The sequence below is a fragment of the Streptomyces sp. NRRL F-2664 genome, from assembly GCF_000719345.1.
GTDB lineage: Bacteria > Actinomycetota > Actinomycetes > Streptomycetales > Streptomycetaceae > Streptomyces.
Genome location: NZ_JOFX01000014.1, coordinates 60,551 through 75,414 on the forward strand (window position 1 = coordinate 60,551; position 14,864 = coordinate 75,414).

Sequence of the window (14,864 nt, forward strand, 5' to 3'; positions counted from 1 at the left end):
TCAGTGATCGGGGGAACGGCGGGGGCGCGGGGGCGTCCGTCAGCGGCGGCCCGGCAGGATGCGGGCGAGTGCGCCGAGGAACCGGTCGACGTCCTGCTCCGTCATCTGTCCCATCGTGGAGAGCCGGAAGAAGTCGGCCGCCAACTGCTCCTGGGCGCTGTAGATGACGAAGCCCTCCGCGCGCAGGCCGGCGTGCAGCTCGGCGTAGCGGCAGCCGTCGGGGATGCGGACGGCGGTGAGGGAGGCGGCACGCTGTGCGGGCGGCAGCAGGAGCTGCAGGCCGAGTGCCTCCAGGCCGTCGCGCAGCCGCCCGGCCAGGGCGGTGTAGCGGGCGTGGCGGGCCTGCCGGCCTTCGGCGAGGGCCAGGTCGAGGGCGGTGTCGAAGGCGTAGAAGCCGGGGACGGCCGGGGTGAACGCGGGGGCCTGGGCCTTCTCCTGCGCGGCGTAGTGCCGGTGCAGGTCGAGGTAGTAGCCGCGTCGGGGGTGGCCGGCCAGCGCTTCGAAGGAGGCCCTGGCGGCGCTGACGAAGCCGAGGCCGGGAGCGCCTTCGAGGCACTTGTTGGCGGATCCGGCGAGCCAGTCGACGCCGTCGGCGGCCAGGGATATCCGTTCCGCGCCGATGCTGCTGACGGCGTCCACGACGACCTCGCGGCCGTGGGCGTGTGCGATCCGGGTGACGGCGGCGACGTCGTTGAGCATGCCGCTGCTGGTTTCGTGGTGGACCACGCCGACGTGGGTCAGGCCAGGATCCGCGGCGAGGGCCCGGTCGACGGCGTCCAGGTCCACGGGCGTGGCCCAGCCCAGTTCGAGCCGGTGGGCGCGGATGCCGTGGGCGGCGGCGATGTGCCAGAAGCGTTCGCCGTAGTGCCCGTTGTCGAGGGCGAGCAGGCCGCCGTCCCGGGGAACGGCGGAGCCGACGGCCGCCTCGACGGCCGAGGTGCCCGAGCCGGTGAGGACGACGGAGGTGTGCCGGTCGTCGCCGCCGGCGGCGAGGGTGGTCTTGTGCCGGACGCGGGTGAGGAGGTCGGAGAACTCCGGCTCGCGGTGGCACATGTCGGGTCCGGCTAGCGCCGTGCGCACCCGGTCGTCGGTGATCACGGGGCCGGGGTTCATCAGGACGAGGCGTTCGGGACGCGGCGGCGTGCGGTCGGTCATCGGGCGACTGCTTCCTTGAATCGGGCCGCGGACGCGGGCGGGGCGAGGGCCGGGCGGCCGAGGTTCGGGTCCGAGCCGGGGGCGATGCGCACGCGGACCAGGTGGGCTCCCCCGTCGTGCTGCGCCCGCAGGACGGCGGTGCGCAGGGCGTCGGCGTCGCGGACGTCGTGGGTGGCCCGGTAGCCGCAGGCCGCGGCGATCGCCGCGAAGTCCACCCCGGCGGAAGCGGTGGGCTGCCCACCGGTGGACTCGTAGGACTCGTTGTCCAGCAGCAGGTGGCACAGGTCGGTGGCGGCGTGCCGGCCGATGGTGGCCATCGCCTCCAGCCGCATCAGGGCCGCGCCGTCCCCGTCGAGTACGGCGACCCGGCGGCCGGGGGCGTTCAGGGCCACGCCGAGGGCGACGCTGGAGGCGCAGCCCATGGAGCCGACGACGTAGAGGTTCTGCGGGCGGTCCCAGTCCCGCTCCAGTTCCCGGGCGGTCTTGCCGGTGGTGGCGACGAGCAGGGTGTCCGGGTCCATCGCGGAGACGATGTGGCCGATGGCCTCGGCGCGCTTCATCAGCGGCGGGTGCGCGGGGGCGGCCGGGACGGGGGCCGCGGCGGGAGCCTCGTAGGGGGCGACGGCTCCCTTGGGCACGATGAACGCGAAGGGCAGTCCGGTGGCCGCCATGTGTGCGGCCGCCACGTCGAGGCGCTCGGCGAGCAGTGCGGGCTCGTCGGGAAGCACCTCGTTGCGTACGCCCATCGACGTCAGCATGTCCTGGGTGATCCGGCCCATCAGCTCGTGCTGGGGCTCGTCCGGGCGGCCCGGACGGCCGCGCCAGGTGACGAGGAGCAGGACCGGCAGGCGCAGGGTGTGGCACAGGGAGGTCAGCGGGTTGACGGTGTTGCCGAGGCCGGAGTTCTGCAGGACGACCACGGGGCGGCGCCCGGCGAGGACGGCGCCGGCGGCGAGGGCCACGGCCTCGCCCTCGTTGGCGGCGATGACGTACTCCTGCGGGTGCTCGGCTTCCAGGCAGGAGATGACCGGGCCGAGGAAGGAGCAGGGCACGCCGGTGAACGGGCCGTGCCCCTGCTCCCGGAGCAACTCGACCAGGGTGCGGGGCGGGAGGGCTCCGGCGCTCACTGGCCGCCCTCCCGGGTGGCGAACAGCTCGGTGGCCCGGGCGATGTCGCGTGCGGTCCGCAGTTCGAGCCAGCCGGAGCCGATCTCGACCGCGCCCACCCGGTGCCCGCCCGCCAGCAGGTCGGCGAGGAGGTCGGCCAGGGTGCCCGCGGTGCCGTCGGCGCGGCGCTTCTCGGCGACCTGGCGCAGGGCGGCGAAGCCCTGGGCGGAGAACACCGCGGCGCCGGCGAACTCCCCGTCCGCACCGGGGCCGGCCACGGCGAGGACCTCGCTGCCCGAGGCCCCGCCCAGCCGGCGGCCGCCGCGGGCCGCGGAGTCCAGGGTCAGCGGCAGGGCGTCGGCGCGGCGCTCGGCGCCGGGGCCGTCGGACACGTCGACGAGGACGGCGATGTCGCCGCCCGCGGCGGTGAGGCGGCGCAGCGGCTCGCCCTCGACGAAGACGTCGCCGGAGACCAGCACGGTGGCACCGGGGAAGGCCTCGTCCAGGGCGAGGACGGTGCCGGCCGCGTCGGACCCGGCGGGCAGCAGGGTGACGTCCTGCGGGGCCGGCGCGGTGTCGTCGTCCCCGGTGGCGGACACCGCATCGATGTCCGCCCGGCGCAGTGCGGCGCTCTGCTCGGCCAGCAGGCCGGCGGCGGGGGCGGTGGGCAGGCCGGGGACGACGACGGCCCGGGCCCGGCCGGCGTACGGGGTGATGAACTCGGCCTCGTGGCGCTTGTGCAGGGGCATGCCCTGGAGGTCGAACACCGTGGACAGGGGCGCGATGCGGTCCTCGATGCCGGTCGTGCGGTCGTCGCGCAGGATCGATGCGAAGGTCTCGGTGACGGCGGCGATCCCCGCGCGCAGGCCGTGGTTGGCGTAGATGACCATCTTGGCGCCGGCCTCTGCCAGTTCGGTGGCGGTGATGGTGTGGTAGGTGGTGGGGACGACGACGACGGGGGTGGGCGGGGTCCAGCGCTCCAGGAAGCGCAGGATCGGCTCGGGGGAGCTGCCCTTGGCGTGGATCAGTACGGCGTCCGCTCCGGCGGCGGCGTAGGCCTCGCCGCGGCGCAGGGCCTCGTCCATGCCCCAGCCCGCGATGAGGGCCTCGATCCGGGCGATGACCATGAGGTCGGGGCTGGTCTGCGCGGCCTTGGCGGCGCGCAGCTTGCCGCAGAACTCGGCGACGGGCGCCAGTTCCTGACGGCCGGGGATGAAGCTGTTGACCTTCGGGAAGCGCTTGTCCTCGATGGACACGCCGGCGATCCCGGCCGCCTCGTAGCGGCGGATCATGTTCATGACGTTGTGGGCGTTGCCGTAGCCGGCGTCGCAGTCGGCGACGACGGGAACGTCGACGGCGGCCGCCAACGAGCCGGCGGTCGCGAGCAGTTCGCTCATGGTCAGGATGTCGGTGTCGGGCACGCCCTGGGAGGCGGAGACCTCCAGGCCGCTCGACCAGACGCCGTCGAAGCCGGCCCGTTCGGCGAGGCGGGCGCCGAGGGGGTTGTGCGCGCCGATGATGCGTACGGTGCCCGGGCGGGCGAAGAGGTCCCGGAGCCGCCGGGCTCCGGTCGTCCTGTGGTCCCCGCGTGCCTCTGTCGTCCCAGTGGTCATGACGATTCTCCTGTTGTCCGCATTCGTGCGTGAGGGGGGCGCAGCATCATCGGGGCGGCCCACACCATGCAATTGCCGGAAATTCAAATGGTCGGGGTGAATGGAGGGGCGGAGCATTCCGCCCGCGGCCCGGAATTCCTGTTCATACGGTGACGGCCGTGAGGACCAGCCCGTCGGCCACCAGCCAGCGGCCCTCGAAATGGCGGACGGTACGGCCGGCCACTTCCGGGCCGTCCACCAGCAGGCGGGCGTGGAACGCGCCGCCGGTGGCGGCCGGGTCCGGTTCCGGGTGGAACCGCAGTTCGGCCTGGGTGAAGTCGAGCCAGCGCCCGGTGAGCGGGAACCACGCCTTGTAGACGGACTCCTTGGCGCTGAAGAGGACCGTGTCCCAGTGCAGCCCAGGCCCGGACCGGGCGAGCGTCCGCAGCCGGACGCGCTCGTGCGGGAGCGCCACCGCCTCCAGGACCCCGGGAGGCAGCGGGACGTGCGGTTCGGCGTCGATGCCGAGTCCCGTCAGCTCCGTGGACCGGGCGGCGGCCGCCGCCCGGTAGCCGTCGCAGTGGGTGATGGCTCCGGCCACCCCGGCGGGCCACAGCGGCTCCCCGGAGCCGCCCACGGGAACGGGGCCCGCAGGCACCCCCAGGCGGTCCAGCGCGCGGCGGGCGCAGAGCCGCCCGGTGGCGAAGGTCCGCCGGCGACCCTGGGCGGCGCGCGCCACGGCCGCCCGTTCCACCGGGTGCAGGCGGGCCTCGGCCCCGGGGACGTCCGCGTACTCGGCCGAGCTGGCCACGCAGGCGGGGAGGATCCGTTCGATCACGTCGTACGCCCCCCGCCGGCGTGCTCCGCGGCCGCGTCCTGCGCGGCCCCGTCCCGGTCGGCCCCGTCCTGGGCGGCCCCGTGCTCCGCGCCGGCGCGCCCCGGGCCCGCGAAGAGGCCCGCCACCGCGCCGAGGGCGGCCACCACCGCGGTGGCCAGCAGGGCGTGCTGCATGCCCTCCAGGAACACCGCCTGGGCGATGTCCGTGAGGGCGGCCCGCGAGGCGTCCGCGGTCCCCGGGTCCGGTGCGAGGCCCACGGCCACCGCCCGCACGGCCCCGTCCAGGTCCTCCGGGGCGATCCCGGCGCCCTGCGCGGCGAGACGGTCCGGCAGGGCCGACGCTGCGTGGGCGGCGACGAGGGCGCCCGCGGTCGCGGTGCCCAGACTGCCGCCCACCTGCATCGCCGTCTGCTGCATCCCGCCCGCCACACCGGACAGTTCGACGGGTGCGCTGCTGATGACCAGCTTGGTCGCCCCGACCATGACCGGGCTGAAGCCGAGCCCGAGCAGGAAGAAGCACAGGGTGGTGTCCAGCGTCCCGGACTGCGCGTCCAGCCCGGACAGGGCGCACAGGGCGGCCGCCGTCACCAGCAGTCCGGCGACCACCGGGGCCCGGGGGCCGGACCGGCTGATCCACATCGCCGCGAACGGCGCTCCGACGATCATCAGCAGGGTCAGGCCCAGGACGCGCACGCCCGACTCGGCCGGGGTCAGCGCGAGCACGTTCTGCAAGTAGAAGATGAGGACGAAGGGCGCGCCGAACATCACGAAGGACATGGCGAGCATGGCCAGGACGCCGACGGTGAACCGCCGCGACCGGAAGAGCCGGGGCGGCACCAGCGGGTCGGGGGCGCGCCGCTCCCACCAGGTGAAGAGGGCGCCGAGCAGCAGTGCCGCGGCCGGCAGCGCCAGGGTCCGGGCGTCGGGTCGGCCCCGGTCGGCGACCGTGGCCAGACCTGCGACGAGCAGGCACAGCGCCGCGCCGAGGACGGCCATGCCGGGCAGGTCCAGCCGGCCGGGCGGCCGCTCGGCGCGTACGTCGCGCAGCACGGTGACGCCCAGGACGAGGGCAAGCGCGCCGAGCGGCACGTTGACGAAGAAGACCCAGCCCCAGGAGGCGTGTTCGACGAGCAGGCCGCCCACCACGGGGCCGGCCGCGGTGGACGCGGCGATGACGGCGCTGCGCACGGCGATCGGCATGGTGAGCCGGTCGGCCGGGAAGGCGGTGCGCAGCAGGCCGAGGGTGGCGGGCTGCATCAGCGCGCCGAACACGCCCTGGAGGACGCGCAGGGCGATGACCCAGCCCAGGCTGCCGGAGGCGCCGATGGCCACCGAGGTGGCGGTGAAGCCCGCGGCGCCGATGAGGAAGACGGTGCGGTGGCCGTAGCGGTCGCCGAGCCTGCCCGCGGCGATGAGCAGGGCGGCGACGGCGAGCAGGTAGCCGTTCGTCACCCACTGGATGCCGGTCAGGCTCGCGTCGAGGTCGGCCTGCATGGCCGGCTGGGCGACGGTGACGATGGTGCCGTCGAGCGAGACCATCATGGCCCCGACCGACAGGGTGAGCAGGGTCAGCCAGGGGTGGCCCCGCACTCCGCGGCGCGGCGGGGAGGGCGCGCCGCCCCGCCCCTCCGCGGCCGCGGTGTGTCCGGTCGCCCCGCTCATGTCAGGAGTTCACCCGGCTGTCCCGTGGGCGCCGCGGTGGTGGTCCGGCCCGAGCCGTCGCGTCCGCCGGGCCCCTCCTCGGCGGGCTTCCAGCCGGGCGGCCCGAAGACGTAGCCGAGCTTGTGGCGCAGGGTGCTCGCGCCGCGCACGTCGCGGAACATGTTCGCGAACTCGTGGACCTGGATCTTCCAGATGGAGAAGGTCTCGAGCTGCTTGGTCAGGCCGTAGGTGGGACGCTGCACCTCCGGCTGGAAGGTGCCGAAGATCCGGTCCCACAGGATGAGGATGCTGCCGAAGTTCTTGTCCAGGTATTCCGGGTCGTTGCCGTGGTGCACGCGGTGGTGCGAGGGCGTCACGAAGACGTACTCGAACCAGCGCGGGAGCTTCCCGATCTTCTCGGTGTGCGCGAAGAGCCCGTACACGAGGTGGGCCGAGTGCATCGTGAAGACCAGTGCGGGGTGCACGCCCAGCAGCGGGAGCGGCAGCCAGATCATCTTCTCGAACCACTGGGCCCACTTGCGGCGCAGCGCGGTCGAGAGGTTGAAGTACTGGCTGGAGTGGTGCACCTGGTGGCCGGCCCAGATGAGCCGGATGCCGTGCGCGGCGCGGTGGTACCAGTAGAGGAGGAACTCCACGCCGAAGAAGAGCACGACCCACGTGGTCCAGGACGAGGACGACAGGTGCCACGGCGCCACGTACTCGTAGACGAGCAGATAGAGCGCCAGCGCCACGGTCCGCAGCAGGGTGGACGACAACAGGGCGCCGAAGCCCGTGAGGATGCTCGCCCGGTGGTCCCGCAGGTCGTAACCGGGCCGCTCGTCGTGGTCGTCGCCGTACTTGATCGCCAGCATCTCGATCGCGATCAGCAACGCCATGGCGGGCAGGGCGTAGACCGCTGGATCGTGCAGCCGGTCTATGACCTTATCGAGCATCGCTCTCTCCTCGTTTCGACTTCCGCAAAAGCCTAAACACGCTCCCTAAAAAGCCCCCTAAAGCCCGCCTTAACTTCTGCCTGCACTCCTGACAAGAGCCCTGCGGGCAGAACTGTTTAGTGTCGTTTTAGCGAGCCCCCGGTACGCTCGCCGTCGGCCCGGCGGGAAATGCAATTCCCGGTGCCGTCACCACCTCTTTTTCGAGGAACGGACGGGCCGCAATGATCCAGGAACGGGGGGCGAATGGGCGGGGACGGTCTCGCGGTCCGCAGGGAGCGGACGGCCCGCGGTGCCCGGCCGGTGCGCGTGCTCGCCCTGCACGGACTGGCCGCGAGCGCGACCGCCTGGGCCGCCTTCGGCGAACACGCGTCCGACGACGTCGAATTGTGGACGGCCGAGCTGCCGTGGGGCGTCGGCGGGCCGACCTCGTGGAGCCACCGCGGCGACCCCGCCGAGTGGATCGGCCGCGCCCTGGCCGCGGTCCCCGGCGGGGCCGACGTCCTCGTCGCGCACTCCTTCTCGGCGGTCCTCGCGGTGGAGCACCTCGCCCGTGCGCCCCGGGCCGTGCGGCCCCGCGCCCTGGTCGCCGTGTCGCCCTTCCACCGCCGCGACCCGGCCGACTTCCGCTGGGACGACGCGGGGCACTACCTCGGCATCTTCCAGGAGGTGTTCGAGGAGGCGCTGGGCGCCGCCTCGGCGCGGCGACTGTCCGCCCGGACCCGGCGGGACATGGCGCTGCTCGTGCGCGACCGCGTCGGCCCGTACGGCTGGCGGCGGTTCTGGGAGAGCTACCTGCGCAGCCCCTTCGTCGACCTCGGTGGCCTCGACCTGCCGGTCCTCGCCGTGGCCGGGGAGCACGACCGTTTCGCGCCGCCCCGGGAGGCCGCCCTGCTGGCCGCCGCACTGCCCCGGGCACGGTTCGAACTCCTGCAGGACTGCGGGCACTTCCCGATGACCGAGCAGCCCCGGGCGTTCGCCGACGCCGTGCACCGGCTGATCGCCGCGGCGGCCACGCCGCCGTCCGCGGCTCCGACGAGAGCGAGTTGACCCGTGCGCCCCTCTGCCACCGCCGACGTCTTCGTGACCGGGATCGGCGCCGTCAGCTGTCTCGGTGCGACCGCGGACGCGTTCTGGACCGGGCTGCAGGCCGCTGCCGCCCCGCCCACGCCGGTGCGCGGGCTCACCGAGCGCGTGCCGGACGTACGCGCCTACCAGGTGCCCGACGCGGACGGACCGGCCGACGCCCCGGACGGCGCCCTGGGCCGGGCCGCGCGCTTCGCGCTGAGCGCCGCCCGCGAGGCGGTCGGCGACGCGGGTCTCGCGGCGCCCGAGATCGCGGAGGCCGCCGTGGTGATCGGCACGGCCGTGGGCGAGAGCGGCGGGCGCGAGAGCGGCCCGGGCCAGGGGGGCGACCGGGACGGCGGGGGCGCCGGGGCCGTGCCGGCGGCCGCCGGGCCCTGGGAGCCCATGTTCTCCGTCGCCGCCGCGGTGGGCGCCGAACTCAGCACCTTCGGCACGAACATCAGCGTGAGCAACGCCTGCGCGGCCAGCGGATACGCCCTGTCCGTCGCCGTGGACATGATCCGCCGGGGCGAGGCCGACACCGTGCTGCTGGGAGGAGCGGAGGGCATCTCCCGGGTGCCCCTGGCCGGCTTCAGCCGGCTGGGCGCGGTCGACCCCGAGGCCTGCCGGCCCTTCGACGCCGGCCGCCGCGGGACCGTCTTCGGCGAGGGGGCCGCCGTGCTGGTCCTGCAGTCCGCCCGGGCCGCGGCCGGCCGGCCCGTCTACGGCAGGGTGCTGGGGACCGCGTGGAGCTGCGACGCCCACCACCCCACCGCGCCCGATCCGGGCGGCGAACAGCTGGTACGGGTGGCCCGTGCGGCCCTGACGGAGGCCGGGTGCGGTCCCGCCGACGTCGGGTGCGTCATCCCGCACGGCACCGGCACCCGGCAGAACGACGTGGTCGAGTACCAGGTGCTGCGGGAGGTCCTCGGCGACCGGGTCGCGGACACCCCGCTGTTCAGCCTGAAGGCCTTCATCGGGCACACCGCCGGCGCCGCGGCCGCCTTCGCCGCCGTGTCCGCCGCGCTCATGGCCCGGCACGGCCGGATCCCGGCGAACGTCCCCCTCGCGGAGCCGGACCCGCAGTGCCCGGTCCGGCTGCCGCAGGACGGGCCGACGCCGCTGCGGCAGCCCCACGTCCTGGTCAACGCGTACGCGTTCGGCGGCAGCAACTTCACGATGGTGTTCGGGGGCGGGGAACGGTGACGGGACGCGTCGGGGTCGCCGAGTCCGTCGTGCACGGGACGGCGCTGGTCCTTCCGCCGGAGGGGACCGGACCGGCGGAGCCCTGGTTCGATCAGAGAGCGCGGCTGGGCCGCGGCCACAAGTACCTCCCGCCCGCCTGCCACTACCTGCTCGCGGCGGCCCGGACCGCCCTGGCGGAGTCGGGCGGGGAGATGCAGCGGCACGCTCCGGAGCTGCGCGGCGCCGTCATCGGCACCGACAGCGCCGTGGCGGCGCTGCACGCGGACATCGACGACACCGTCCGCCGCGAGGGTGCCGCCGCCCTGAGCCCGATGAGCGTGCCCTACTTCTCGGTGAACCTCCTCGCCGGCCGCCTGGCGACCGAGCACCGGCTCAAGGGCTTCCACCTGACCGTGACCTCGCCGCGCACGGCCGGCATCGAGGCCCTGCACCTGGCCGCCGGCGCACTGGCCGCGGGCCGCGCCGCCGTGACCGTGGCCGGGGCCGCCGAGGCGCCCGATCCGCTGGCCGGCGACGCCGAACCGGAGGCGGGCGCCGCGCTGTTCGTGCTCCGCCCGGCCGGCGGGCCGGTGCCCGCCGGCGGCGCGGTGCTGCGGACCGTGCTGCGGTTCGTCCCGCCGCCGGCCCTGGCGGCCGCGGACGGCCGCCGACGCGCAGGGGACTGCGTACGCCGGGCCCTCGACACCCTCGGCGCGGCCGGCCCGCCACCGGAGCAGGTCGAGCTGCTCGCCGATCCCTCGGCCGTGGGCGACGCCGTCGCCGACGCCCTGCGCTCCTGGTGCGCCGGCCGCGTACCGGTGTCCACCCGGTGGTCGGGGGCGCGGGCCGGAGCGCTGGCCCCGGTGGTCCGGCTGGCCGCACGGCCCCTCCCGGCGCATGCCGGCCGACGGCTCGTCGTCACGGCCTCCCGCGCGGGCACCGTCGCGCTCGCCACCGCACACGTCCCTGAACACACCGACTGAGAGGTACGCATGCTCACTTCCCTCAAGGGCTCCTGGTGCCTGATCCTGGGCGCCTCCAGCGGCATGGGCCGGGCCACGGCCCTGGCCATGGCCCGGGAGGGCGCCAACGTCTTCGGCGTCCACTTCGGCACGGCCGCCCAGCAGGAGGAGGCCGACGAGCTGGTGGCCGAGCTGCGCGCCACCGGTGTGCAGGTGTCCTTCCACAACTGCAACGCGGCCTCCCGGCAGACCCGCGCCGAACTGGTGCCGGTCCTCAAGGAGCTGGCCGGGCCCGAGGGCGTACGGGTGCTGCTGCACTCCCTCGCCTTCGGCAGCCTGCTGCCCTTCCTCCCGCAGGAGGGCCGGGAGGACGTCATCACGCCGCGCCAGATGGACATGACCGTCGACGTCATGGGCCACAGCCTCGTGTACTGGGTGCGCGACCTGTACGTGGCCGGCCTGCTGCCGCGCGGGGCCAAGGTGTTCGCGCTGACCAGCCGCGGCGACGGCCGGGTGATGCCCAGCTACGGCGCCGTGTCCGCCGCCAAGTCCGCCCTGGCCGCGCACGTGCGCCAGCTCGCCGTCGAACTGGCGCCCTCCGGTGTCGCGGTGAACGCCCTGCGCGCCGGCCTGACCCTGACCCCGGCGCTCCAGCGCATCCCCGGCAGCGACGGCCTGGCCCGCTACGCCGAGGGAGCCAACCCGCACGGCCGCCTGACCGTGCCCGAGGACGTCGCCGAGGCCGTCGTCATGCTCTCGGCCACCGACTCGTCGTGGATGACCGGCAACGTCATCGACGTCGACGGCGGCGAAGGCCTCGTCTGACCCTCCCGCCCCGCCCCGACCCACCCCACACCCACGCCCACTCACAGCAGGAGAAACGACCATGCCCGAGCAGACCGCCGGCACCGCACTCGACACCGAGGAGCTCCGCTCCACCATCGCGGAGATCCTGGACGTCGATCCCTCCGAGGTGACCGACACCGCCGACTTCAAGGAGGACCTCGACGTCGACTCCCTGCTGGCGCTGGAGATCCTCGTCACCCTGGAGCGCAAGTACCAGGTGAAGATGGAGGAGTCGAACCTCCAGCTGATGCGGTCCTTCAAGGTCGTCCACGACCTGCTGGCCGAGAAGCTCGCGGCCTGATGCCGCACGACACGCGCAGGGTCGCCGTCGTCACCGGAGGGTCGCGCGGCATCGGCCGGGCCGTCGTGGAGCGGTTCCTGGCCGACGGGTACGACGTCGGCTACTGCTACCGCTCCCGGCCCGCCGACGCCGACGCCGTCGAACGGCTCGCCGCCGAGCACGGCGGCCGGGTCTTCGACGCGTCCGTGGACGTCACCGACGGCGACGCCGTACGGGGCTTCCTGGAGCGGACCCAGGAGCGGCTCGGGGCGATCGACGCGCTCGTCACCAGCGCGGGCATCGTCCAGGACGGCCCGCTGGTGACGATGGACCGGGACGCCTGGACCAGCGTCATCGACACCAACCTCACCGGCACCTACCACGTGTGCCGGGCCGCCGTCTTCCCCCTGATGAAGCAGGGCCGGGGCAGCATCGTCACCGTGTCGTCCGTGGCGGGTGTGTGCGGCAGCGCCACGCAGGCCAACTACGCCGCCTCCAAGGCCGGGATCATCGGCTTCACCAAGTCGCTGGCCAAGGAAGTGGCCCGGTTCGGCATCCGCGCGAACGTGGTGGCGCCCGGCCTGATCGCGACGGACATGACCGACGGGATGACGGCGAAGGCCCGCGACGGCGTCCTCGCCACGATCCCGCTGCGCCGGATCGGCACCGCCGAGGAGGTGGCCCAGACCGTGGCGTTCCTCGCGTCGGACCGGGCCGCCTACATCACGGGCCAGGTGATCCGGGTCGATGGCGGCGTCAGCAACTGAGGGAGCGCGTTGATGGCAGCGACGACAGCGCAGTCGGGCCCCGCACGGGTGGTCGTCACCGGGCTCGGCGTGCTCACGCCGATCGGGACGACCGTGGCGGACTTCTGGGACGCCGCGCTCCGGGGGGTGGTCGGCACGGGCCCGCTGACCCGTCCCGACGCGGCCGACTTCCCGGCCGCCCTGGCCGGGGAGGTCACCGGCTTCGACGCGCCGCGGGCCGGCGGGGAGCGCAGCCTGGCGCTCGCCACGGCAGCGGCGGCCGCGGCGGCGGCCGACGCGGGGATCCCCCGGTGGACCGGCGACCCGTACCGGGCCGGCGTCTGCCTGGGCACCCTCCTCGGCAGCCGCGCCGGGCTCGAACCGGCGGTCACCGGCTTCCACCGCGCCGGGCACGGCGCCGCCGAGCCGCCCCCCGGGCCGACGCGGGCACCGGACCTCACCGACGCGGTGGCCCGTGAACTGGGCTTCCTCGGACCGGGCCTGGCGGTCGCCACCGCCTGCGCCTCGGGCAACAGCGCGCTCGCGCACGCCGCGGACACCATCCGGGCGGGCCGCGCCGACGTGATGGTCGCCGGCGGTGTCGACGAACTGTCCAGCGGCATCATGATGATGTTCGCCAGCCTCCGCTCGCTGTCCCCCGACGTCCTGCGGCCCTTCGACCGGGACCGGGCGGGCCTGATCGTCTCGGAGGGCGCGGCCGCCCTGGTCCTGGAGTCGTACGAGCACGCCCGCCGGCGCGGCGCGCACGTCCACGCCGAACTGGCGGGCTGGGCCTCCGCGTCCGACGCCCACCACATGACGGCCCCGCACCCGCAGGGCAGCGGCGCCCGCCGTTCCATGCTGCGGGCCCTGAAGGCCGCCGGCATCTCCCCCGACCGGGTCGACCACGTCAGCGCCCACGGCACCGGCACCCCCTCCAACGACCGGGTGGAGGCCCGGGCCCTGCGGGACGTCTTCGGTCCCCGCACGCCCGCCGTCACCTCCCTGAAGGGGGCCCTCGGGCACACCCAGGGCGCGGCCAGCGCCATCGAGGCCGTGGCCTGCGTCCTGGCCCTGCGCGACGGACTGGTCCCGCCCACCGCCAACCTGGTCGAGCTGGACCCGGAGTGCGCCGTGGACGTCGTCCGCGGACAGGCGCGCGAGAGGCCGGTGCGGGTCGCCGTGAACAACGCCTTCGGCTTCGGGGGCAACACCGCATGCACCGTCTTCACCCGCACGAGCACATCAGGGAGCGCACGATGAGCCCCACGGCCGCCGTCACCGGCATCGCGCTGGCCAGTCCGCTCGGCGGCAGCCTCGACGCGACCTGGGAGGCGCTGCTGGCCGGGCGGGTCGGCCTCGCGCCGGTCACCGCCACCGACGGCCTGTACCCGGGTGTCGTGAAGGCCCCGGCCGGTGCGCTCGCCGACGACCTTCCGGACCAGCCGGCCTTCGACCGCAAGCGGTTGCGGGCGCTCAGCCGGGAGTCCCTGCTGGTCTCCCGCCTCGGGGCGCTCGCCTGGCAGGACGCCGGATTCGGGCCGGGCACCGCCCCGGACCCGGAGGAGACGGCCGTCGTCCTGGCCACCGCCGCCGGCGGTCTGACGGGCTACCTGCGTGTGATGCGCGACGGCCTGACCCTGGGCCCCGAGCTGGTCAGCCCGTACGCCGGCCCGCAGGGCAGCCTGAACGCCGCGGCCTCGGACCTGTCCATCGCCGCAGGCGCGCAGGGGAGCATCGTCACCGTCACGGCGGGGCGCTGCTCCGGGGCGCACGCGCTGACCGTCGCCGCCGACCACGTCCGTACCGGGCAGGCGCAGGCCGTGCTCGTGGCGGCCGTGGACGTTCTGGACCCGCTGCGGCTGGCCGCCGCCGAACGGGCTGGCACCGCCGGGCCGTTCGGCGCGGACCGGGCCGGTGCACCGCCGGGCGAGGCGGCCGTGGTGCTCGTCGTGGAGGACGCCGCACGGGCGCGGGCGCGGGGCGCCCGGGTGCACGCGGAGATCGCGGGCCTGAGCACCCTGCGGGGCGGCCCCGACGGAGCGGGCTCCGCCGCTCCCGCCGTGGCCGCGGCCCTGGGCGAGGCCGCAGTGGTGGCCGCGGACCTCTCCCTCGTCTGCTCCTCCGCCTCGGGCGACCCGGACACCGACCGCGCGGAGGCCTTCACGCTGCACGCGGCCGTCGGCTCCGCCGCCGTCCACAGCCCCTTCGGCGCGCTCGGGGACTGCGCGGGCGCCACCACCCTGCTCCAGGTCGCCCTGACCGCCCGGGCCCTGGCCGACCGGTGCGCCCCGCCCACGCCGGGCCGGGGCCGCCCGGACCCGGACCTGCCCGCCGTCGCGACCGCGGACTTCCCGCGGGACCTGCCGGCCGGGCCCGCGCTGGTCCTGACCACCGACGGGCACGGCCAGGCCTCGGCCGTGGTGCTGCGCACCGCCTAGGCCCGGCCCGCCCGGCCCGCGTACCAGAACCCATGAACGAACCAGGGAGAACCGGAGC

General features: G+C 75.2%; 14 protein-coding genes. 8 read left to right on the plus strand and 6 right to left on the minus strand.

All coding sequences use genetic code 11. From position 1 onward, the window contains the following. Positions 1-39 precede the first annotated feature (39 nt). The 6 genes from IF89_RS0115365 to IF89_RS0115390 form a co-directional block, all read right to left on the minus strand. Positions 40-1,155 (minus strand): pyridoxal-phosphate-dependent aminotransferase family protein, encoded by a 1,116-nt coding sequence (locus IF89_RS0115365; protein ID WP_030767141.1) that lies wholly within the window; start codon positions 1,153-1,155, stop codon positions 40-42. Beyond that, on the minus strand, positions 1,152-2,282 hold the full coding sequence (gene aepY / locus IF89_RS0115370; RefSeq protein ID WP_234327767.1) for a phosphonopyruvate decarboxylase: 1,131 nt from the start codon (positions 2,280-2,282) through the stop codon (positions 1,152-1,154). The genes IF89_RS0115365 and aepY overlap by 4 nt, the downstream gene beginning before the upstream one ends. Beyond that, positions 2,279-3,874 (minus strand): isocitrate lyase/phosphoenolpyruvate mutase family protein, encoded by a 1,596-nt coding sequence (locus tag IF89_RS47640; protein WP_063831298.1) that lies wholly within the window; start codon positions 3,872-3,874, stop codon positions 2,279-2,281. Before IF89_RS47640 ends, aepY begins: the two co-directional genes overlap by 4 nt. 142 nt (positions 3,875-4,016) lie before the next feature. Continuing rightward, positions 4,017-4,691, minus strand: a complete 675-nt coding sequence (locus IF89_RS0115380) for a 4'-phosphopantetheinyl transferase family protein (RefSeq protein ID WP_030767150.1) — start codon at positions 4,689-4,691, stop codon at positions 4,017-4,019. After that, the gene (locus IF89_RS0115385; RefSeq protein WP_063831299.1) at positions 4,688-6,352 is read right to left on the minus strand and encodes an MFS transporter; all 1,665 of its coding nucleotides are present in this window, start codon (positions 6,350-6,352) and stop codon (positions 4,688-4,690) included. Before IF89_RS0115385 ends, IF89_RS0115380 begins: the two co-directional genes overlap by 4 nt. Beyond that, positions 6,349-7,284 carry a sterol desaturase family protein gene (locus IF89_RS0115390; protein WP_063831300.1) on the minus strand — a complete coding sequence of 312 codons (936 nt, stop codon included), beginning with the start codon at positions 7,282-7,284 and terminating at the stop codon, positions 6,349-6,351. Before IF89_RS0115390 ends, IF89_RS0115385 begins: the two co-directional genes overlap by 4 nt. 243 nt (positions 7,285-7,527) lie before the next feature. Between IF89_RS0115390 and IF89_RS0115395 the strand changes: the two genes are divergently transcribed. The 8 genes from IF89_RS0115395 to IF89_RS0115430 all read left to right on the plus strand — a co-directional run bounded on the left by IF89_RS0115395 (position 7,528) and on the right by IF89_RS0115430 (position 14,806). After that, positions 7,528-8,331, plus strand: coding sequence for an alpha/beta fold hydrolase (locus tag IF89_RS0115395; RefSeq protein WP_051807088.1), 804 nt, complete (start codon positions 7,528-7,530; stop codon positions 8,329-8,331). A gap of 3 nt (positions 8,332-8,334) precedes the next feature. After that, the gene (locus tag IF89_RS0115400) at positions 8,335-9,552 is read left to right on the plus strand and encodes a beta-ketoacyl-[acyl-carrier-protein] synthase family protein (RefSeq protein ID WP_030767162.1); all 1,218 of its coding nucleotides are present in this window, start codon (positions 8,335-8,337) and stop codon (positions 9,550-9,552) included. Then, positions 9,549-10,514, plus strand: coding sequence for a beta-ketoacyl synthase N-terminal-like domain-containing protein (locus IF89_RS0115405; protein WP_051807089.1), 966 nt, complete (start codon positions 9,549-9,551; stop codon positions 10,512-10,514). Before IF89_RS0115400 ends, IF89_RS0115405 begins: the two co-directional genes overlap by 4 nt. Before the next feature lie 9 nt (positions 10,515-10,523). Further along, positions 10,524-11,318, plus strand: a complete 795-nt coding sequence (locus tag IF89_RS0115410; protein WP_030767168.1) for an SDR family oxidoreductase — start codon at positions 10,524-10,526, stop codon at positions 11,316-11,318. A 61-nt stretch (positions 11,319-11,379) separates the two neighbouring features. Continuing rightward, positions 11,380-11,640 carry an acyl carrier protein gene (locus tag IF89_RS0115415; protein WP_030767170.1) on the plus strand — a complete coding sequence of 87 codons (261 nt, stop codon included), beginning with the start codon at positions 11,380-11,382 and terminating at the stop codon, positions 11,638-11,640. Further along, the gene (fabG, locus tag IF89_RS0115420; protein WP_030767172.1) at positions 11,640-12,386 is read left to right on the plus strand and encodes a 3-oxoacyl-ACP reductase FabG; all 747 of its coding nucleotides are present in this window, start codon (positions 11,640-11,642) and stop codon (positions 12,384-12,386) included. Before IF89_RS0115415 ends, fabG begins: the two co-directional genes overlap by 1 nt. Before the next feature lie 12 nt (positions 12,387-12,398). Next, positions 12,399-13,628 carry a beta-ketoacyl-[acyl-carrier-protein] synthase family protein gene (locus IF89_RS0115425; protein ID WP_030767174.1) on the plus strand — a complete coding sequence of 410 codons (1,230 nt, stop codon included), beginning with the start codon at positions 12,399-12,401 and terminating at the stop codon, positions 13,626-13,628. After that, positions 13,625-14,806, plus strand: a complete 1,182-nt coding sequence (locus IF89_RS0115430) for a beta-ketoacyl synthase N-terminal-like domain-containing protein (RefSeq protein WP_030767177.1) — start codon at positions 13,625-13,627, stop codon at positions 14,804-14,806. The genes IF89_RS0115425 and IF89_RS0115430 overlap by 4 nt, the downstream gene beginning before the upstream one ends. Positions 14,807-14,864 lie beyond the last annotated feature (58 nt).